The organism is Sphingobium sp. SJ10-10, from assembly GCF_036038995.2.
Lineage (GTDB): Bacteria > Pseudomonadota > Alphaproteobacteria > Sphingomonadales > Sphingomonadaceae > Sphingobium.
Window position 1 is genome coordinate 212810 of record NZ_CP158132.1, and the last position, 19750, is coordinate 232559.

Genomic DNA, 19750 nt, shown 5'->3' on the forward strand with positions numbered 1-19750 from the left:
CATGGCCCAACCCAAGGTCGAAAAGTTCGTCACCGCGATCGATATCGGATCGTGGAAGGTGTCCGCGCTGATCGCGGGGCGCACCGAAAATGGCGAACTGGCGATTTTGGGGACGGGTCAACGCGAAAGCCGGGGCGTGCGGCGCGGCTTCATTGCCGACATGGAGCGGACCGAATTGGCCGTGCGCGAGACGGTCGAGCAGGCCGAGCGCGTCGCGGGCACGAATATCGAGGATGTCTGGGTCAGCTTTTCGGGCGGCTCTCTCGTCAGCGATGTCGTCACGGTCGAGCGCGACATGGGCGGATATCGCGTCGAGCAGGCCGATATCGATGACCTGCTTACCACCGGCCAGCAGGGCATCGATCCCGAAGGGCGCGTGGTTCTGCACGCGCAGCCGACCTGCTTTACCATCAATGGCCGCGTGCCGGTGAAGAAGCCGCTGGGCATGCATGCCGACCTGCTGGGCGTCGATATCCATGTGGTGCTGGCCGATGGCGCGCCGCTGGCCAATCTCGACCTGTGCGTTCGAGGGGCTTATCTCAATGTGAACAGCATCGTCGCTTCTCCCATCGCCACCGGCCTGGCCTGCCTGTCCGAAGAGGAGAGGGATCTGGGCGTTGCGTTGGTCGAACTGGGCGCGGGCGTCACCAATGTCTCGCTTTACGCGGGCGGGATGCTGGTCGGCCTGCACAGCATTCCCATCGGCGCGTCGGATATCACCGACGACATCGCCTCCGCCTTCGGTATCCGCCGCAGCCAGGCGGAGCGGATCAAATGCTTCTACGGCTCCGCGATGCAGAACCGCCGCGATTTCCGGGACATGATCGAGATCGCCGCCCCCCATGGCGATGTCGCCATTCCGGGCCAGAGCGCCGGTCCCAACGCCGATGGCGGCAAGATCACTCGCGCCGCGCTGGTAGCGGTGATCTGCGAGCGGCTGAACCAGATCATGGTCGAGGTGAACGCTGCGCTCGCCGGCATGGGTTTCAACACGCCCACAGGGCGGCAAGTGGTGCTGACCGGCGGCGGCGCGGAAATGAAGGGCATTGCCGACTATGCCCAGGGTGCTTTAGGGCGCGCCGTGCGCATCGGGCGGCCCCGTGGGCTAGCCGCCTTGCCCGAGGCGCATAGCGGTCCGGCCTTCGCGACTTTGGCCGGTCTTGCGCTTTACGGCGCTTCGAACCCGGTTGATCTTAGAACGATAGCGCCTGCCTCTCAGACGGTTCATCGTATCGGTGCGCCTGCCTGGTGGCAAAGAATGGTCAAAGCCATGAAGACGAACTATTGAAATAAAGTGAAGTCAGGCGAAATTTACTGGTGAATTACGCCATCATCTGTTGCATTAACCTTCGATGACAGTTTCGCTCACGTCACCGAAGCTGGAGGGAGCTAGAATTTATGAGCATTGAAATCAGCCCACCGCATGTGGACGAGTTGAAGCCACGCATCGCGGTGATCGGCGTCGGCGGCGCGGGCGGCAACGCCATCGCGAACATGATCGCCGCCTCGGTCGAGGGCGTTGATTTCATCGTCGCCAATACCGACGCGCAGGCGCTGAACGCCTCGCCTGCGGAACGGCGCATCCAGCTTGGTCCGCAGATCACCGAAGGCTTGGGCGCAGGCTCCCGCCCCGAAATCGGCAAGGCAGCGGCTGAGGAAACCATCGCCTCGGTCGAGCAGGCTCTGGACGGCGCGCATATGTGCTTCATCGCCGCCGGCATGGGCGGCGGCACCGGCACAGGCGCTGCTCCCGTCATCGCCAAGGCTGCGCGCGATCGCGGCATCCTGACCGTCGGCGTCGTGACGAAGCCCTTCACCTTCGAGGGCAATCGCCGCATGAAGTCGGCGGAAAGCGGCATCGAGGAACTGCAAAAGCATGTCGATACCCTCATCGTCATCCCGAACCAGAATCTGTTCCTGATCGCCAACCCGAACACCACCTTCAAGGAAGCCTTCCAGATGGCGGACGAGGTGTTGCAGCAGGGCGTTCGCGGCATCACCGACTTGATGGTCATGCCGGGCCTCATCAATCTCGACTTTGCCGACGTCCGCTCGGTCATGGGCGAGATGGGCAAGGCGATGATGGGCACCGGCGAGGCCGAAGGCGACGGCCGCGCGCTCCAGGCGGCGGAAAAGGCGATCGCCAACCCGCTGCTCGACGGTGTGTCGATGCGTGGCGCGAAGGGCGTCATCGTCTCCATCGTCGGCGGCGACGACATGCGCCTGATGGAAGTGGACGAAGCCGCCAACCATATCCGCGAGCTGGTCGATCCGGATGCCAACATCATCTGGGGTTCGGCGTTCAACGACAATCTGAACGGCAAGATCCGCGTGTCGGTGGTCGCCACCGGCATCGACAGCGATGCAGGCGCCGCTGCCGCGCCGTTGACGCAGCCGTTCAGCTTCGCCAGCCGTCCGGCCGTCGCTGTGCCGACTGCCGCCGCGTCCAGGTCCGCGCCGCAGCCGGTTCCGGCCCCTGCGCCGGCCGCCGCGCCCGAGCCGGAACCTGAAACGCTGGAACTGGACGTGCCTGCGGCGCCTGCCCCTGCGCCGCTGACCCCGCCGGTCGCGGAACAGCCCAAGCCTGCGCCTTTCACGCCGACGCGTCCGGCCGCCGTCTTCTCGGATGAAGACCCCTCGCAGGACGAATTGCTGCTAGGCGCAGAGGAAGCCGAAGCCAAGCCGGCTCCGGCCCCCGCGCCGCAGGCGGCTCCGCGTGTCGCCACCGGCGGGACGCTGTTCGAGCGGATGGCGGGCCTGACCCGTGGCGCGGACAAGGGCGCCGCAGCCAGCGATGATGGCGCGCCGACTCCGGATATTCCGCGTTTCCTGAACCGTCAGAGCAACCAGTAATCGGACGCGGGCTTCGGCCCCGCCTCAGCAGGACAAGCGCGCTATCGGCTGCCATGGGCAACCGGGCGCGCTTTTTCTTTCGACATATTCCCTTGCCCCGCTTCCTTCCGCTAAAGGGCTGCCTGTGAGACGTTATGACATATGGATTCTGGGCGGGCTGCTTTTAGCGGGCATCGCGCCAGCACAACCAATTCTGGCGCAACCGGCTCAGGTGCAGGCGATACGCCCTTCCAGCGCGGAAAATCTCAACACTAATCTCGCGCGTCTGGCGTCCAATCCGCGCGATGTGGCGGCGCTGATCGGCGCGGGCGAGGCGGCGCTCGACATGGACGACGCGCGTGCGGCGACGGGCTTTTTCGCGCGCGCCGACACGCTTGCGCCAAATAATGGCAAGGTGAAGGCGGGCCTTGGCCGGGTGATGCTCAAGAACCAGAATCCGGGCGAGGCGCTGCGCCTGTTCGATCAGGCGACGCGGCTGGGCTATTCCGAAGCGGCCCTGCTGTCCGATCGCGGCCTTGCCAAGGACATGACCGGCGATCAGGCCGGGGCACAGCGCGACTATCAGGCGGCGCTCCAGCGGACGCCCGATGATGTGGAGCTGACCCATCGCTACGCAGCGTCCCTTGGCATATCGGGGCAGGTGGATGCGGCGGAACGGGTGCTGAAACCGCTGCTCTACAAGAGCGACCGTGCCGCCTGGCGCTACCGCGCCTTCATCCTGGCGATGAACAACCGCCAGGCTGACGCGAAGAAGATTGCCGAGCAGACCATGCCGTCGCAACTCGCCACGGCGATCCTGCCCTATATGCAGAAAATGCCCTATCTGACGGCGGCCCAGAAAGCGGCGGCCGTGCATTTCGGGCATTTCCCGGCCAATGTCGGCACGACCATCGCCGCCGTGACGCCGACGCCGCCAGCCTTTGCATCAGCGGCGCCAACCGCCAGGCCGCCGGTTGCCGAGACGCCGCAAGTTGCCAAGACCGGGCGGCAGGATCGTTCGCGCCGCAATGGGTCGGGCAGCGCCACGCTCGCCCAGGCGGAAGGGCCGCCTCGTCCGGTTGCCGCGCCGCCTTCCTATCAGCCTGCTCCGACACGGGAAGCCGCCGCTCGACCAGCGCAGCCCCCCGCCTCCACACCTCAGGCTGCGTCCCGCCCAGCACAACAGGCCACCGTTCCTGCCGCGAATGTGCAGGGTCCACCGGCGCCCGGTTTCGAGTCCGTCCCGGCCCAGCCTGCCACGCCCGCCAACCCATCGGCCAGTCAGCTCAACGCGATCACGCTGGCGCAGGCGTCTGTGCCTCGCTCCCCCGCGCCACAACCGCAGAGCGCGCCCGTCCCGGCGCCCGCGCCTACTCCGCCAGCCACCCCTCCTGCCGCTATGGCTGAAGCCGCGCCTCCGGCAACCGCGCCCCAGCCGCAGATCGACCCCGCCGTGACCCGGTCGCTGGCCGACATCATCCACGCCATCGACGTGCCGGAATCCGAACGCCAATCGAGCGTCGTTGCGGTGGACCTTTCCGAAATCGCGCAGATGCAGGCAGCCCGTCGCGCCGAACGCGAAACCGCCGCCGCTGTTGCCGCGGAAAAGGCGAAGAAGGCCGCTGCCGCCAAGGCAAAGGCGGAAGCAGACGCCAAGGCGAAGCAACTGGCCGAGGAAAAGAAGAAGGCCGCCGAGGAAAAGGCGCGCCTTGCCGCCAATCCCTCGCGCAACTGGCTTCAGGTGGGTACGGGAGCGAGCAAGGGCGCGCTGGCCTTCACCATGAAGGGGCTGCGCAAGAAATATGACTCGCTCGAACCCCAGGATGCCTGGGTTGCGGGCTGGGGCCGAACCAACCGCCTGCTGGTCGGACCGTTCAGCAGCTTCACTCGCGCCAAGGCGCTGGAGGACAAGCTGAAATCGGCAGGGGCGGACGTGTTTGCCTGGAAAAGTGATGCCGGGGAGGTCGTCGAACGGCTCCCGGCCAAGTAGAGCGATTTCAGGTCGGATGGACCATCTGGAGACTCGGAACCGCGAGGCCAGCGTAGCCAATTACGGGAAACAGCTTTAAAGGGCGCGGCATGACGCTGCTTGCTTCCTATGCATCGCACCCCGGCAAGAGCCGGGGCCGCCTCCACGCCGAACCCGGCGGCGAGATGCGCGGCCCCCGCGACGTGTTTCAGCGCGACCGCGACCGGATCATCCATAGCATCGCCTTCCGCCGCCTGCGGCACAAGACGCAGGTGTTCGTCTCCCCCGACGGCGATCATTTCCGCGTCCGCCTGACCCATAGTCTGGAGGTCGCGCAGATCGGCCGCACTACGGCGCGGACCCTGGGCCTCAACGAAGATCTGACCGAGGCGCTTTGCCTCGCCCATGACATCGGCCATCCACCCTTCGGCCATGCAGGCGAGGATGCGCTGGAGGCGGCGCTCGACGATCATGGCGGCTTCGATCACAATGCCCATACGTTGCGCACGCTGATGCTGCTGGAAAGTCCCTATCCGCTGTTCCGGGGGCTGAATTTGAGCTGGGAAATGCTCGAAGGGCTGGCCAAGCATAATGGCCCGATCACCCGTCCCGGCTGGGCGATGCAAGAGGTGGACGCGCTGTTTCCGCTCGACCTTGCGAGCCATGCCTCGCTGGAGGCGCAATTGGCTGCGATCGCGGACGACATCGCCTACGACAATCACGACATCGATGACGGCTTACGCGCCGGATTGCTGAGCCTGGACCAGTTGCTGACCATTCCGCTCGTTAGAACCTGCTGGGATCGCGTTCGCAGCCGTTATCCCGACGTGCCTCAGGACCGGCTGCTGCGCGAACTGGTGCGTGAGCAGATCGGGGTCATGGCGAATGATCTGATCGCCGCTACCCGGGCCAATATCGCGGACGCCGGCGTGAAAACGGTCGAGGATGTCCGTGGAGCTGGACGCACGCTGGTCGCCTTCTCGCCCGAACTGGCGGCGCAGGAGCGCGAACTCAAGCGTTTCATGTACGCCACGCTCTATCACCATCCCACGCAGCTTGCGGCGGCCGACCGGGCGAGGGTGATCGTCATCGACCTCTTCCGCGCCTATCAGGCCGATCCGAAGCTGATGCCCGAGGAATGGCGCGACGATTGCGTCTCGTCCGAGCCGCAGCGTAGCCGCCACATCGCGGATTTCATCGCCGGCATGACCGATCGCTATGCGGAAAAGCGCCATGCGGAAATCTTCGGCAGGCTGGAGATCGCCTAAAACCGCTCATACCCTCCGATTGCCCGATTGACGCCGGGGCGCGTTTGACGCAATGCGAAGAGGTCTCCGTTGCCGAGGATTCGGCGCCGGACTTGATGCGGGAGAGCATGGGAAGCCTTTCAGGCCACCCCGTCGCCGAAGGAGCAACCGCCCCGGAATCTCTCAGGCCAAAGGACCGCATCATGGGCAGGCACTCTGGAAAGCGGACGGTTTAACGCCGTCCCACCGAAGGGGTAAGCCATCCGGTCGATTGGCCGGTGGTCAAAGCTCTCAGGTTCCGTGACAGAGGGGGTGGCAGACGCGATGGGTCCGACTCCGGACGCCTGCGTGTGTCGCCTGTAACTCGTACGGAAAGGCCACCTCCCATGTCCGGCAATGACGACATCGCTCATATCGAAGAAGAATTGCCGCTGCAGGATCTGCCGCTGGATGCCTGGCATCGTGGCAGGGGTGCGCGGATGGTCGGCTTCGCGGGCTATCACATGCCGATCCAATATGAAGGCATCATGGCCGAACATGCCTGGACGCGCGAGCATGCCGGGCTGTTCGATGTCAGCCATATGGGTCAGCTCACCTTTTCCGGCGAGGGCGTGGACGAGGCGCTGGAGCATCTGCTGCCGAGCGACATCAAGGGACTCAAGCCCTTCCGCCAGCGCTATTCGATGCTGCTGGACGAAGAGGGCGGCATATTGGACGACCTGATGGTCTCACGCCTGGGCGGTGAGGCCTTTGACGGCGCGGACATCTACATGGTCGTCAACGGCGCGACCAAATATGACGATATCGGCTGGATGATCGAGCATCTGCCCGATGAGGTCGTCATGAACCATATGGACGAGCAGGCTCTGCTGGCCCTGCAAGGCCCGGAAGCGGGCGAGGCGCTGGCGGCGCTCATTCCTGAAACCGCCGAGATGATCTTCATGCAGTCCGGCCCTTTCACCTGGCGCGGCGTGTCGCTATGGATCAGCCGTTCGGGCTATACCGGCGAGGACGGGTTCGAGATTAGCGTTCCCGCCGAGGATGCGGTGCTGCTGGCGGAGGCGCTGTGCGAATTGCCGCAGGTGAAGCCGATTGGTCTTGGTGCGCGGGACTCGCTACGGCTGGAGGCGGGCTTGCCGCTCTATGGCCATGATCTGACGCCCGCCGTCAGCACCATCGGCGCGGATCTGGGCTTCGCCATCCAGAAGCGCCGCCGCGAGGAAGGCGGCTTCATCGGCCATGCCCGCGTGATGAAGGAACTGGCCGACGGGCCGGGTTCCAAACGCGTGGGCCTGAAGATCGAAGGCCGTTTACCTGCGCGTGAAGGCGCGGTGATCTATGCCGGCGACGTGCTGGTGGGCGAGGTGACTTCGGGCGGCTTCGCGCCGACCGTGGGCGCGCCGATCGCCATGGGCTGGGTCAGCCTGCCCCATGCCGGGCTGGGCGAAGCGCTGGAGATCGAGGTGCGTGGCAAGCGCATCGCCGCCACCGTCGCGCCGATGCCGTTCGTGCCGCACCGTTACCGCCGCAAGGCTTGACTGTTTTCCGAGGGGAGTAAATCCATGAGCCGTTATTTCACCGACGAACATGAATGGATCGATGTCGAGGGCGAAATCGCCACCGTCGGCATCACCGATTATGCGCAGGAACAGTTGGGCGACATCGTGTTCGTCGAACTGCCCGCCGAAGGCACCAGCTTCGAAAAGGGCGACGACGCCGCCGTCGTGGAGTCGGTCAAGGCCGCTTCGGACGTCTATGCGCCGATCTCCGGCGAAGTCGTCGAGACCAACGGCGCGCTGGAGGATGAACCCGCGTTGGTGAACAGCGACGCCGAGGAAGACGGCTGGTTCTTCAAGCTGCGCATTGCCGATGCGAGCGAGCTGGAAGGCCTGATGAGCGAAGCCGCCTACAAGAAGTTCGTGGCCTCGCTCTGATCTTATCATCGTCATCCTCGCGAAGGCGGGGATGACGCCCGCAGGAAAACATCATGCGCTACCTACCCCTTACCGACACTGACCGGCAGGACATGCTGTCCGTCATCGGCGCGACTTCCATCGATGACCTGTTCGTGGACGTCCCCGCCGAAGCCCGGCTTTCCGACAAGATCGCAGGCCTGCCCGATCATGCCAGCGAGCTGGCGGTCGAGCGCCACATGGCGGCCCTGGCGCGGAAAAATCTGTCGGCAGGGGAGGCGCCCTTCTTCCTGGGCGCAGGCGCCTACAGGCATCATGTCCCCGCCAGCGTCGATCATCTGATCCAGCGCGGCGAGTTCCTGACCGCCTATACGCCCTATCAGCCGGAAATCGCGCAGGGCACGCTCCAGGTGCTGTTCGAATTCCAGACCCAGGTGGCGCGCCTGCTCGGCTGCGATGTCGCCAACGCGTCCATGTATGACGGCTCGACCGCCTGCTGGGAGGCGATCGGCATGGCCCGCCGCATCACCAAGCGGGGCAAGGCGATCCTCTCCTCCGGCCTGCATCCCCATTATGTCTCGGTCGCCAACACCATGGCGAAGTTCACCGGCGACGCGCTGGTGCATGAAGCGCCGACCCTGGACGCTGCCACGGACATCGATGCGCTGATCGCCAGGATCGACAAGGATACGAGCTGCGTCGTCGTCCAATATCCCGACATTCTCGGCCGCATCGCTGACCTGACCCCGCTCGCGGACGCCGCCCATGCGGCGGGCGCGCTGCTGGTCGCCGTCGTGACGGAGCCGGTTGCGCTGGGCGCTTGTCGGGCGCCGGGCCATATGGGCGCGGACATCGTGGTGGGTGAAGGCCAGTCGATCGGCGTCGGCCTGCAATTTGGCGGGCCTTATCTGGGCCTGTTCGCGTGCAAGCAGAAATATGTCCGCCAAATGCCGGGTCGCCTCTGCGGCGAGACGGTGGACGCGGCGGGCAAGCGCGGCTTCGTGCTGACCCTCTCGACCCGCGAGCAACATATCCGCCGCGAAAAGGCGACGTCGAACATCTGCACCAACTCCGGCCTCTGCGCGCTGGCGTTCAGCATCCACATGACGCTGCTGGGCGAGAAGGGATTGAGGGAGCTGGCGATGCTCAACCATGGGCTTGCCTGTCAGGCGGCCGACCGTTTGGCGCAGGTGCCGGGCGTGAAGCTGCTCAACGACAGCTTCTTCAATGAGTTCACGCTGGTTCTGTCGAAGGACGCTCGCGAAATCGTCCGCACCCTTGCCGACAAGGGCGTGTTGGGCGGCGTGTCGCTGGGCCGCCTGTTCCCCGATGCACCGGAGATCGGCCACGGCCTCGTCGTCGCCGTCACCGAAACCGTGACGCCGGAGGATATCGAGAGTTTTGCCAAGGCGCTTGAGGAGGAACTGGCATGACCATGCTGAAGGAAGGCCGCCCCACCGCGCCGCAAGCCTTGGACGAAGCCGACACGGCCCCCGCAACCGCCACGGGCAACCGCGCGCTGATGCTGGAGGAGGCGCTGATCTTCGAGATCGGCTCGACCGACACCACCGGCGTCGACTTCGCGGAAGCGCCGAAGGTCGCCAGCCGCCTGGGCAATCTCGCCCGCACGGACGGCATCGGCCTGCCGGGCCTGTCGGAACAGGAAACGGTGCGCCATTATACGCGCCTCAGCCGTCAGAACTATGCCATCGACCTTGGCCTGTTCCCGCTCGGCTCCTGCACGATGAAGCATAATCCGCGCCTTAATGAGAAGGTCGCGCGGATGCCCGGTTTCGCGGACCTTCACCCGCTGGCTCCCCAATCGACGGTGCAGGGCGCGCTGGCGGTGATCCATGAACTGGCCGAATGGCTCATAAAGCTGACTGGCATGCATTCGGTCGCGATGAGCCCCAAGGCAGGCGCGCATGGCGAGCTGTGCGGTCTGCTTGCGATCCGCGCCGCGCTGGAAGCCCGTGGCGACGCCCGCAGCGTCATTCTCGTCCCGGAAAGCGCCCATGGCACCAATCCGGCTACCGCCGCTTTTTGCGGTTACAAGGTCGAGGATATTCCGGCGACCCCGGATGGCCGCGTCGATCTGGAAGCCTTGAAGGCCCGCCTTGGCCCCGATGTCGCGGCGGTGATGATCACCAACCCCAACACCTGCGGCCTGTTCGAGCGCGACATGAAGACGATTTCCGACGCGGTCCACGCCGCCGGAGCCTTCGTCTATTGCGACGGTGCGAACTTCAACGCGATTGTCGGCCGGGTCCGTCCCGGCGACCTGGGCGTCGACGCGATGCATATCAACCTGCACAAGACCTTCTCCACGCCCCATGGCGGCGGCGGTCCGGGTTCTGGCCCGGTGGTGCTGTCGGAGGCGCTCGCCCCCTTCGCGCCGCTGCCCTTTGTGGAAAAGCAGGGCAATGGCTTCGCGCTGGTCGAGGAAGAGACGGCCGGGGAGCATCATGCCAGCAGCTTCGGCCGCATGGTCGCCTTTCATGGCCAGATGGGCATGTTCACCCGCGCGCTGACCTATATCCTCAGCCACGGCGCGGACGGTCTGCGCCAGGTGGCGAGCGACGCGGTGCTGAACGCCAATTACATCCTGCGCAGCCTGGACGATGTGCTGGACGCGCCGTTCGGCGGCGGCGGTCCCTGCATGCATGAGGCTCTGTTCAGCGACAAGGGGCTGGCCGAAGGCTTCACCACGCTCGACATCGCCAAGGGGCTGATCGACGAGGGCTTCCACCCGATGACCATGTATTTTCCGCTGGTCGTCCATGGCGCGATGCTGGTCGAACCGACCGAGACGGAAAGCAAGGCCGCGCTCGACCAGTTCATCATGGCGCTGCGCAGCCTGGCGGAACGCGCCAAGGCGGGCGATGAAGCGCTGAAGGGCGCGCCCTATTTCGCCCCGCGCCGCCGCCTTGATGAGACGCTGGCAGCGCGCAAGCCGGTCCTGACCTGGAGCGAACCCACGCTGGCGCAGGCCGCCGAATGACGGACCAGCCGGAGCCGTGGGAACCCGGTTCCGGCCCGGTTGCAGCGGGCAGCGGCGATCTCAGGCGCTACGCTCCCGCCACGGAGCGCAACCGCGACGCCATTCTTGGCGTGCTGCGCGAAGAACTGCCATCCTCCGGCCTCGTGCTGGAGGTGGCGAGCGGCAGCGGCGAACATGCGATCCACTTCGCCGCAGCCTTGCCCGATCTCGATTGGCAACCGAGCGATCCCGATCCGGCAGCGCTGGCATCCATCGAGGCGTGGCGTCAGGAAGCGGGCCTAGCCAATCTCCGCGCGCCGATCCGGCTCGACGCTGCTGCGCCTTGGCCGGTGGATCGCGCCGACGCGATCCTCTGCATCAATATGGTCCACATCTCCCCCTGGATCGCGACGCTCGGGCTGCTGCGTGGGGCAGGGGCATGCTTGCCTCCCGAGGGCTTGCTTTATCTCTACGGTCCCTATCTGCGTGACGATGTGGAAATCGCGCCCAGCAATCTGGCATTCCATGCTTCGCTCAAGGCCCGCGACCCGCAATGGGGCCTGCGCCGCGTCGAGGATGTGATCGCCGCCGCCGATGCCCAAGGGCTGCGCTTCGACCGCCTTGTGGAAATGCCTGCCAACAACCTGTCGTTGCTATTTCGGCGGCGGGATTGAAAGACCGGCGCGCGCCTGCGAAAGCAGGAACGCGAAGTGCCCAGCAGGACCGATGCCCGAAACTCTCCTCTCCCTCGTCACCGCCGAACTTGCCGGCCCCGCCGATCCGCGAGCGGCTGCCATGGCTGGCGCTTTGGCGGCCAAATACCCCCATGCCTCGCGTGCGGTGCTCTTCTACGGTTCCTGCCTGCGTGAGAAGAATCTCGACGGGTTGATGCTGGATTTCTATCTGATCGTGTCGGACTATCGCGCCGCCTATGGAAAGCGCTGGCTCGCGACCGCCAACCGGCTGATCCCGCCCAATGTGTTCCCGTTCGAGCATAACGGCCTGATCGCCAAATATGCCGTGCTGTCGGAGGCGGATTTTGCGCGGCTGAACAGTCCGGCCGCCGACAATGTTTCGGTCTGGGCGCGTTTCGCCCAGCCAGCGCGGCTGCTCTGGGCCGCGGACGACCTCGCTCGCCAGCGCGCCATCGGCGCCGTCGCCAGCGCCACCCCGACACTGCTGTCGCTCGCCCGTCCGATGGCGGAGGAGCAGGATGCGCTGTCGCTCTGGAAGACAGGCTTCACCCTAACCTATGGGGCGGAGTTGCGCGCGGAGCGGAAAGGCCGTTCTTTCTCCATCGTCGACGCCGATCCCGACCGCTATCGCCGCTTCGGGGAAGCTGCGCTGGCGGAGGGTCTTCCGCCAGCGCTCGCGCCGGATCAGGCGGCTATCCGCTGGCGGCGGTTGCAAAGGCGGGGCAAATGGCTCTCCGTCATCCGCCTTGCCAAGGCCAGCTTCACCTATGCAGGCGGCATCGATTATCTCGCCTGGAAGATCAACCGCCATGCCGGTACGGCGATCGAGATCAAGCCATGGCAGCGCCGCTGGCCGCTGATTGGCGCGCTTACTCTGCTGCCGCGGCTGTTCCGGGGTGGTGCGATCCGTTGAGCGCGTGGGACAGTGCTTGCGCCAGGCCCGTCAGCGTATAGGGCTTGCGCAGCACTTCATGCCCCGCAAAATCCGCGCTTTCGATGGTATCGCCCGCATAGCCGGTGACGAACAGCACCGGCAGATGCGCACAGCCGGCGGGCAGGGTGCGGACCATTTCCGGCCCGGTCATATCGGGCATCAGCACGTCGCTCATGATGAGGCCGATGTCGCGATGGCTGGTCAGCAGCTTCGCCGCCTTTGAGGGATGGTCGCAGGCGACCGGCAGATGGCCGAGTTCCGCCAGCGCCGCCATCGTCTGGTTGAGGACGCGGGGGTCATCCTCCACCACCAGGATGCGCGTCGGCGGATGCAGGACAGGTTCCCGGTCGGGGGCATGCGCGTCGACCGCATCCTCACCCTCCGCGCCGATATGGCGGGGCAGGTAGATGTGGACGCTGGTGCCCTGACCGGGTTCGGATTCGATCCGAATCTCGCCTTCGCTCTGGTGCACGAAGCCGAAAATCTGGCTGAGGCCCAGACCCGTTCCCTTGCCGACCGGCTTGGTCGTGAAAAAGGGTTCGAACACGCGGGAGAGGATTTCGGGCGTCATGCCGCAGCCATCGTCGCTGACGCTCAGCATCACATATTCGCCGCCCGCGCATTCCCCGATCTCCTGGGGCGCGAGTTGGGCCTGACCCGTCCTGATGACCAGGCGGCCGCGCCCGTCCATCGCATCCCGCGCATTGACGCACAGGTTCAATATCGCATTTTCCATCTGATGCTGGTCGACGAAGATCCGCCAGCCTTGCGCTTCCTTTTCGAAGGCCATGGTGATCTGGTCACCGATCGACCGGTCGATCAGATCCGAAAGGCCCGCCACCAACGCATCGGGATCGACCGCATTGGGCAATAGCGGTTCGGATCGGGCAAAGGCCAGCAGGCGGCGGGTGAGGGCGGCGGCGCGATTGGCCCCCTCCATCGCATTGTCGAGGTGGCGGCTCGCCTCCTGCGGCTTCAGGCGCAGCTTGCGCTTGGCCAGTTCCAGCCCGCCGACCACCACCGCCAGCATATTGTTGAAGTCGTGGGCGATGCCGCCGGTGAGCTGGCCCACGGCGTCCATCTTCTGCATCTGGCGCAGATTTTCCTCGGCAGCGGCGCGCTCGGTGGTTTGCTTCTTGAGCTGCTCATAGGCGTCGGACAGTTCGGCCGTGCGCGCGGCGACCGCCGCTTCCAGCCGGTCGGCGCGCTCGCCCTCATTCTCAGCCTGCCGCCGCGCATTGCGCCGCTCATTATAGGCGGCATTGGCGAACCACAGCGCGAACAGCACGCAGACCAGCAGCACCAGGCCGAAAAGTTGCGAGGTCTTGCCGAACCACGCATTGCGGTCCCCGGCCAGCGACACGGCTTCGCTGCGTTCCTGCAACCGGGCATTTTCCGCCTGGATGACCCGGTCCAGCAGAGCGGTGATGCGCATCAGATCCCGCGATTTGCCCGCCTGATGGAACTGGGCGAGCGCGCCAACCTTCTGATCATAGGTGGTGCGCAGCCCGATCTCGCTCAATGTCTTGCCCCGCTGGTCGAACGCGGCTTGCAGCGCCAGTACGTTGCCGCGCTGCCAGTCGGAATGGCGGGTGGTATAGTTCAGGGTCTTGAGCTGGCTTGCGGCGGTGCGCCACTGATCCTGGAACAGCCGGCCCGTATCGGGGTCGAGGCTGATGACATAGCGGGCCAGAGTCACCTCCGCCCTTGCGGTTTTGGCCTCGAAAGCGCGGGCGAGGGCAATGGTCTCGAAACTGCGGCGCTGTTCCTTCAGCGCGCGCTCATGGTCGCGCGCGGCGTGGCTGGCGCTGTAAAGCAATATGCCGAGCGACCCGACCAGCAGAACGACCAGCACCAGCGGCAGGAAGCGGGCTGTGATCGCTCGCCACCCGGTCACATGTTCATCCATGAAAAACCCGTCCGCCATCGACAGTTACACTAGACGAACAACATTAAGCGAGAAATGCCACAGGTGGAAAGTTCCGATTTTGCGTGGAATTCCGTCGCGTTAAATGCCCGCTCGGTCGTGCGGTCGAGATGAAGGCGCGATCAGCCGATGGCGCCCGTGGCCTTGCCTGCCGCTTCGAACATCGCGATGATCTGGCCCACCTGTTCGTCGCTATGTTCGGCGCAGAGCGAGCAGCGCAGCAGGAAGGTGCCCGCCGGGGTCGCCGGGGGACGCGCCATGTTGACGTAGAGGCCCAGTTCCAGCAGCGCTTGCCACATGGCCACCGCCTGGGTCTGGTCGGTCAGGATTACCGCGATGATCGCGGATTGCGGCGTTTCCGTGCCGAGCTTGAAGCCGAGATCCTGAAGCCCCTTGTGCAGCCGCTGGCTGTTCTTCCACAGATGGGCGCGCTTCTCGCCCGCATGCATCAGCTTGCGGATGGAGGTCGCGGCCGTGGCGACGACGCTGGGCGGCAGCGAAGCGGTGAAGACATAGGGACGGCAGACGAGGCGCAGCACCTCGAACTTGGGATGGTTGGAGACGCAGAAGCCGCCGACCGTGCCGACCGACTTGGAGAAGGTGCCGACGACGAAATCGACGTCCTTTTCCACGCCCTGCTCTTCATAGACGCCGCGGCCATTGGGGCCGAAAAAGCCCATGCCATGGGCTTCGTCGACCAGGATCATGCAATTGGGATGCTTGCGCACCGCCGCGACCATATCCGGCAGCGGAGCGACATCGCCCAGCATCGAATAGACGCCCTCCAGCACCACCAGCTTCAGCGCGTCGGCGGGCAGGCGGCCCAGGCGCTTGTCCAGATCCTCGACGCTGTTGTGGCGGAAGCGGACGATTTCCGCATCGCCCAGGAAGCAGCCGTCATAGATGGAGGCATGGCTGTCGGCGTCGAGAATGACATAATCGCCCTTGCCCGCCAGCGTGGAGATCATGCCCAGATTGGCCTGATAGCCGGTCGAAAAGACCATGGCGCCGGTCGTGCCGTAAAATTCCTTGAGCGCGTCCTCGACCTCTTTGTGCCCCTGATAGGTGCCGTTCAGCACGCGGCTGCCGGTCGTGCCTGCGCCGAATTCGTCCAGCGCCTTCTTGCCCGCCGCGACCACGTCCGGATCGAAGGTCATGCCCATATAATTATAGGTGCCGAGCAGGATCGTGTCCTTGCCCTTGATGACCGCCTGGGTCGGGGACTTCACCTCGTCCATCACGATCGCGAAGGGATCGCGCACGCCGGTCGCCAGCAGCGTCTCGCGCTCAGCGATCAAAGGGTCGAATTTGGAGAAGAGGTCACGGGTTTCGGTCGTCATATGTGGTCCCAATAGCCGTTGGTCCGGGGCAGGGCCGGACGCTACGCGAATATGCGGGTGCTGTCGCCAGCACCAAGGATCAGTATAGCCGGCTTCAGCCCTTAAGCTTCGCCACGGCTTCCACGAGCTGGCCGATGGTCTCGATCTCGGCCTGCATGTTCATGGTGATGATGATGTCGAATTCGTCCTCGATCGCAGCGACGAAGTCCATCACGGTCAGGCTGTCCCACTCCAGATCGCCCGCGAAACTGGTGGCTTCGGTCAGGTCCGCGCCCTTTTTGTTGAAAGGCGCGATCTGGCTCAAAACGCTGTCGAAAATCTGCTGGCGATCCGTCATTATCCGTGGTGCTTTCCGTGAAAGAGCGGCTTTTGCCCTCAAGCGTCACTCTTTGGCAAGGGAATAAGGCGGCAATCGGGCATGAGTGTCGCGAAAAAGGGGAGGGGAAGATGATGGACGCGGTTAATGCTCCAGTGCCCAATGCGATCCACCTGCTGCGCACGGCGGTGCAGACCAATATGCAACTGAGCCAGATGGCCGATCAGAAGGCGAATATGCTGATCGGCGCTTCGATGGTGATCTTCACCCTGTGCGTCGCGCAATTGCGGTCGGGCGCGCTGGTCTGGCCGGTGGCGGTGCTGGCGGTAGGCGTGTTTCTGGCCGCGACCTGCGCGATCCTGGCGGTGTTGCCGAGCGTCGGGCGGCCGTTGGGGCAAGTGGGGGAGAGCGACAATCTGCTGTTCTTCGGCATCTTCACCAGTCTCAGCGAGGCCGAGTTCAGCGAGCGGATGATGGCGCTCGTCGCGGATGACGATGCGCTGTGCCGGGCGATGCTACGTGACATGTACCAGAATGGGCAGGTGCTCCAGCGGCGGAAATATCGCTATCTGGGCTATGCGTACCGCTTGTTTCTGACTGGCGTGGTGTTGAGTTTCGTGGCGCTGGTGGTCGATTTTGCGCTGGGGTGGCGATAACCCCGCCATTTTAGGATTATGTGCTCCTGCGAAGGCAGGAGCCCAGTTCAGAGGGCGGGACTGGGTTCCTGCCTTCGCAGGAACACCCCAGGATTACCGGAAATTGTCGGCGTAGGCCTGAATCTTCAGCGTCTTCGGCGCCGTCGCGATCACGCTATAGGCAATGCCTTCCCGCTCCGCATAAGCGCGTGCCGCCTCTTCGGAGGGAAAGCTCAGCTTGATCTGCTGCTTCGTATCGCCTGACCCGGCCCAGCCGGTTAGCGGATCGGGCTTCTTCGCTTCGGCGGGCGCATATTCCAGCACCCATTTATGGGTCAGCGCCTTGCCGGATTGCAGGGCGTTCTTCTGGATCTGATAGATGCGCGCGCTCATCGCGATAAAGACTCCTGAGGGAATATGGCGCTGCGTTGCACCAGCGAACGGACCCAAGTCAAGGCTTCCCCTTGGCATCGGCGCGTTTCGTGCGCAAAGTGGCGCTGGCCGCTGCCGGATCGTCGGGCCAGGGATGCTTGGGATAGCGCCCGCGCATTTCCTTGGCCACAGCGCTCCAGCTTCCCGCCCAGAAGCCGGGCAGGTCGCGCGTGGTCTGGATCGGGCGGCCTGCTGGCGAGGTGAGCGACAGGACCAGCGGAATGCGCTGGCTACCCACCACCGGATGCTCGGCCAAGCCGAACAGCGCCTGCACGCGCAGTTCGACGCGTGGGCCTCCTTCGGCGGCATAGTCGATTTCATGAGCGCTGCCTGCGGGCGAACGGAAATCGGGCGGGGCGAGCCGGTCGATCTGCTGCTTGCCGTCCCAGCCGATCAGGCCTTCGAGGACGCCGGAAAGCTGCGAGCGATCGATGTCGGACAGGCGCCGCTTGCCTTGCAGAAGCGGTGGCAGCCAGTCGTCCAGCGTTTCCATCAGCGCGGCGTCGGACAGCGCCTCCACCCCCGCAAATTCCGCCCGCATCCGGAGCGAACGCGCCGCGTCGGACCAGGGGAGCAGGTCCAGCCCGCCTTGGCGCACGCCGTCGGTCAGGGCAGCGGCCACCGCTTCGGGATCGGGGCGGTCGTCGGATCCGGAGGATAGCTTGACCGCCCCCAACCGCCGCTCCCGCAGCGCCTCGATCCCGCCATTGGCCGGGCGGAAGCGCACCGTGCGATGCTCCGCAATGCGGGCGCCGAACAGGGCGATGACTTCCGCCTCGCTGATTGGCGCGGCGGAGAGGATGCGGGCGCCGGCGGCGCTGCCTTGCACTTCGCCCACCGCCAGCCAATCCTCGCGCGCCAGGAGGTTGAGCGGGTCGAGCCGGAAGCCGCGCCCGCCGACGCTCGCCCAATCCGCGCCGTCGGCGGAGCGGCGCTTGGACACGCGGTCGGGGAAGGCGAGGGCAAGCGCGAGGCCGGTTTCATGGCCTTCTCCCACGCCGACATTCCCTCCCCCGACCCCTCCCGCAAGCGGGAGGGGAGCTAATTTGCTCCAGCGCTTTGCCATGGCCCGCGCCGCGTCGGCCCGTTTCCCGCTTTCCCGCCGCCAGCGCATGCGCCGCTGCGACAGGTCGACGTCCTGTCCGCCAACTCCCCGCTCGCCCAGCAGCACGGCGACCTCCGCCGCGATGTCCGCCAGCCCCATTTCGCCCGCCCGCACCAGCATATGGCCGATGCGCGGCTCCAGCGGCAGCTTCGCCAGCGCCTTGCCATGCGCGGTGATTCGCCCGTCCGCGTCCAACGCCTCCAGCACGGTCAGCCTTTTGCGCGCTTCCGCCACCGCAGCGCCCGGCGGCGCGTCCAGCCAGCGCAGCTCAGCCGGATCGCTTACCCCCCAGAGCGCGCAGTCGAGGATCAGGCTGGAAAGGTCGCTCTCCAATATCTCCGGCGGGTCGAAGGACGGCATGCCCGCCGTCGCCGCCGCTTCCCACAGGCGATAGGCGACGCCGGGCCGTTGCCGCGCAGCGCGACCGGCGCGCTGGGTCGCCGCCGCCTGGCTCGCCCGCTCCGTCACCAGCCGCGTCACCCCAGCCGCCCGGTCATAGCGCGGCCGCCGCGCCAGCCCGCTATCGACCACGATCCGCACGCCGTCGATGGTCAGGCTGGTTTCCGCAATGGAGGTGGCGAGGATCACTTTCCGCCGCCCTTCCCGCGAAGGCCGGATCGCCGCCCGCTGCGCCGCCGGGTCGAGCGATCCGTGCAGCTTGTGGACTTCCATGCCTGCGCCCTCCAGCCGCTCCGCCGTCCGCTCGATCTCCGCAACGCCGGGCAGGAAGGCGAGCAGATCGCCCTCGGCCTCCTCGCTCAGCGCCCGGCGGATGGTCGCCGCCATCTCATCCTCGATCCGCTTTTCCGCGGCGCGTCCGACATGGCGCAATTCCAGCGGCTGGATGCGGCCTTCGCTCTCCACGACCGGAGCGCCGTCCAACAGCGCGGCAAAGCGCGCCCCGTCCAAAGTTGCGGACATGGGTACGATCCGCAGGTCGGGCCGCAGCGCGCCCTGGGCATCAAGGGCCAAGGCCAGTCCGAAATCACCGTCCAGGCTGCGCTCATGCACTTCGTCGAACAGGACGGCGGAGACGCCTGAAAGCTCGGGATCATCCTGAATTCGCCGGACGAAAATGCCCTCGGTCAGCACCAGCAGCCGCGTAGCCTTGGAGGCCTTCGAATCCAGGCGCGTCGCATAGCCGACCGTGCCGCCGACATCCTCGCCCATCAACTCGGCAATCCGCTCCGCCGCGGCCCGCGCCGCCAGCCGCCGGGGCGAAAGCAGCAGGACCTGGCCCGTGCACCAGGGTTCGTTCAACAGAGCGGGGGCCACGGCCGTCGTCTTGCCCGCGCCCGGCGGCGCCACCAGCACGGCATTGCTGCCTTTGCGCAAGGTGGCGAGCAGGTCGGGCAGCACGGTATGGATCGGCAAGGGGATCGGCAGCGCGGTCATCGCTGCTCCCTCTCGCGCCATTCGCGCCAC

General features: G+C 65.6%; 16 protein-coding genes and 1 riboswitch. Of the genes, 11 read left to right on the top strand and 5 right to left on the bottom strand.

The annotated features are described in order from the left end of the window. Position 1 precedes the first annotated feature (1 nt). From ftsA to VVT58_RS01095, 10 genes are all read left to right on the top strand, one after another. On the top strand, positions 2-1288 hold the full coding sequence (ftsA, locus tag VVT58_RS01050) for a cell division protein FtsA (protein ID WP_066559376.1): 1287 nt from the start codon (positions 2-4) through the stop codon (positions 1286-1288). Positions 1289-1398: 110 nt separating this feature from the next. After that, positions 1399-2853, top strand: coding sequence for a cell division protein FtsZ (ftsZ, locus tag VVT58_RS01055; RefSeq protein ID WP_066559375.1), 1455 nt, complete (start codon positions 1399-1401; stop codon positions 2851-2853). A gap of 124 nt (positions 2854-2977) precedes the next feature. After that, positions 2978-4822, top strand: coding sequence for an SPOR domain-containing protein (locus VVT58_RS01060; protein WP_327751941.1), 1845 nt, complete (start codon positions 2978-2980; stop codon positions 4820-4822). 89 nt (positions 4823-4911) lie between these two features. Further along, complete coding sequence (locus tag VVT58_RS01065; RefSeq protein ID WP_327751940.1) at positions 4912-6069, top strand: deoxyguanosinetriphosphate triphosphohydrolase; 1158 nt, start codon at positions 4912-4914, stop codon at positions 6067-6069. Between the two features lie 88 nt (positions 6070-6157). Further along, a riboswitch (glycine riboswitch) is annotated at positions 6158-6257 on the top strand. Positions 6258-6434: 177 nt separating this feature from the next. Further along, complete coding sequence (gene gcvT, locus VVT58_RS01070; protein ID WP_327751938.1) at positions 6435-7586, top strand: glycine cleavage system aminomethyltransferase GcvT; 1152 nt, start codon at positions 6435-6437, stop codon at positions 7584-7586. Between the two features lie 24 nt (positions 7587-7610). Beyond that, complete coding sequence (gene gcvH, locus VVT58_RS01075; protein WP_327751937.1) at positions 7611-7982, top strand: glycine cleavage system protein GcvH; 372 nt, start codon at positions 7611-7613, stop codon at positions 7980-7982. A 53-nt stretch (positions 7983-8035) separates the two neighbouring features. Then, the gene (gene gcvPA, locus VVT58_RS01080; protein ID WP_327751936.1) at positions 8036-9394 is read left to right on the top strand and encodes an aminomethyl-transferring glycine dehydrogenase subunit GcvPA; all 1359 of its coding nucleotides are present in this window, start codon (positions 8036-8038) and stop codon (positions 9392-9394) included. Further along, entirely contained in the window at positions 9391-10962 is a 1572-nt protein-coding gene (gene gcvPB / locus VVT58_RS01085) for an aminomethyl-transferring glycine dehydrogenase subunit GcvPB (protein ID WP_327751935.1), read from the top strand. Before gcvPA ends, gcvPB begins: the two co-directional genes overlap by 4 nt. Beyond that, on the top strand, positions 10959-11615 hold the full coding sequence (locus tag VVT58_RS01090; protein WP_327751934.1) for a DUF938 domain-containing protein: 657 nt from the start codon (positions 10959-10961) through the stop codon (positions 11613-11615). The genes gcvPB and VVT58_RS01090 overlap by 4 nt, the downstream gene beginning before the upstream one ends. Before the next feature lie 52 nt (positions 11616-11667). Beyond that, positions 11668-12549 (top strand): hypothetical protein, encoded by an 882-nt coding sequence (locus tag VVT58_RS01095; protein WP_327751933.1) that lies wholly within the window; start codon positions 11668-11670, stop codon positions 12547-12549. Here VVT58_RS01095 and VVT58_RS01100 read toward each other — a convergent pair. The 3 genes from VVT58_RS01100 to VVT58_RS01110 form a co-directional block, all read right to left on the bottom strand. Further along, the gene (locus VVT58_RS01100) at positions 12506-14497 is read right to left on the bottom strand and encodes an ATP-binding protein (protein WP_327751932.1); all 1992 of its coding nucleotides are present in this window, start codon (positions 14495-14497) and stop codon (positions 12506-12508) included. The two genes, VVT58_RS01095 and VVT58_RS01100, sit on opposite strands and share 44 nt — an antisense overlap. A gap of 122 nt (positions 14498-14619) precedes the next feature. After that, positions 14620-15837 (bottom strand): serine palmitoyltransferase, encoded by a 1218-nt coding sequence (spt, locus tag VVT58_RS01105; protein ID WP_327751931.1) that lies wholly within the window; start codon positions 15835-15837, stop codon positions 14620-14622. A gap of 94 nt (positions 15838-15931) precedes the next feature. Further along, on the bottom strand, positions 15932-16174 hold the full coding sequence (locus VVT58_RS01110; protein WP_327751930.1) for an acyl carrier protein: 243 nt from the start codon (positions 16172-16174) through the stop codon (positions 15932-15934). A 110-nt stretch (positions 16175-16284) separates the two neighbouring features. Here VVT58_RS01110 and VVT58_RS01115 point away from each other — a divergent pair, with 110 nt between their 5' ends. Next, positions 16285-16809, top strand: a complete 525-nt coding sequence (locus VVT58_RS01115; protein WP_327751928.1) for a Pycsar system effector family protein — start codon at positions 16285-16287, stop codon at positions 16807-16809. Positions 16810-16902: 93 nt separating this feature from the next. On the opposite strand, the gene VVT58_RS01120 is transcribed toward VVT58_RS01115, so the two are convergent. Then, positions 16903-17181 (bottom strand): ETC complex I subunit, encoded by a 279-nt coding sequence (locus VVT58_RS01120; RefSeq protein WP_327751927.1) that lies wholly within the window; start codon positions 17179-17181, stop codon positions 16903-16905. Positions 17182-17239: 58 nt separating this feature from the next. After that, complete coding sequence (gene hrpB, locus VVT58_RS01125; protein ID WP_405053714.1) at positions 17240-19741, bottom strand: ATP-dependent helicase HrpB; 2502 nt, start codon at positions 19739-19741, stop codon at positions 17240-17242. Positions 19742-19750 lie beyond the last annotated feature (9 nt).

Coding starts and splice junctions, on each gene's coding strand:
- ftsA (WP_066559376.1), top strand. CDS start 2: ATGGCCCAACCCAAGGTCGAAAAGTTCGTCACCGCGATCGATATCGGA.
- ftsZ (WP_066559375.1), top strand. CDS start 1,399: ATGAGCATTGAAATCAGCCCACCGCATGTGGACGAGTTGAAGCCACGC.
- VVT58_RS01065 (WP_327751940.1), top strand. CDS start 4,912: ATGACGCTGCTTGCTTCCTATGCATCGCACCCCGGCAAGAGCCGGGGC.
- gcvT (WP_327751938.1), top strand. CDS start 6,435: ATGTCCGGCAATGACGACATCGCTCATATCGAAGAAGAATTGCCGCTG.
- gcvH (WP_327751937.1), top strand. CDS start 7,611: ATGAGCCGTTATTTCACCGACGAACATGAATGGATCGATGTCGAGGGC.
- gcvPA (WP_327751936.1), top strand. CDS start 8,036: ATGCGCTACCTACCCCTTACCGACACTGACCGGCAGGACATGCTGTCC.
- gcvPB (WP_327751935.1), top strand. CDS start 9,391: ATGACCATGCTGAAGGAAGGCCGCCCCACCGCGCCGCAAGCCTTGGAC.
- VVT58_RS01090 (WP_327751934.1), top strand. CDS start 10,959: ATGACGGACCAGCCGGAGCCGTGGGAACCCGGTTCCGGCCCGGTTGCA.
- VVT58_RS01095 (WP_327751933.1), top strand. CDS start 11,668: ATGCCCGAAACTCTCCTCTCCCTCGTCACCGCCGAACTTGCCGGCCCC.
- VVT58_RS01100 (WP_327751932.1), bottom strand. CDS start 14,497: ATGGCGGACGGGTTTTTCATGGATGAACATGTGACCGGGTGGCGAGCG.
- spt (WP_327751931.1), bottom strand. CDS start 15,837: ATGACGACCGAAACCCGTGACCTCTTCTCCAAATTCGACCCTTTGATC.
- VVT58_RS01110 (WP_327751930.1), bottom strand. CDS start 16,174: ATGACGGATCGCCAGCAGATTTTCGACAGCGTTTTGAGCCAGATCGCG.
- VVT58_RS01115 (WP_327751928.1), top strand. CDS start 16,285: ATGATGGACGCGGTTAATGCTCCAGTGCCCAATGCGATCCACCTGCTG.
- VVT58_RS01120 (WP_327751927.1), bottom strand. CDS start 17,181: ATGAGCGCGCGCATCTATCAGATCCAGAAGAACGCCCTGCAATCCGGC.
- hrpB (WP_405053714.1), bottom strand. CDS start 19,741: ATGGCGCGAGAGGGAGCAGCGATGACCGCGCTGCCGATCCCCTTGCCG.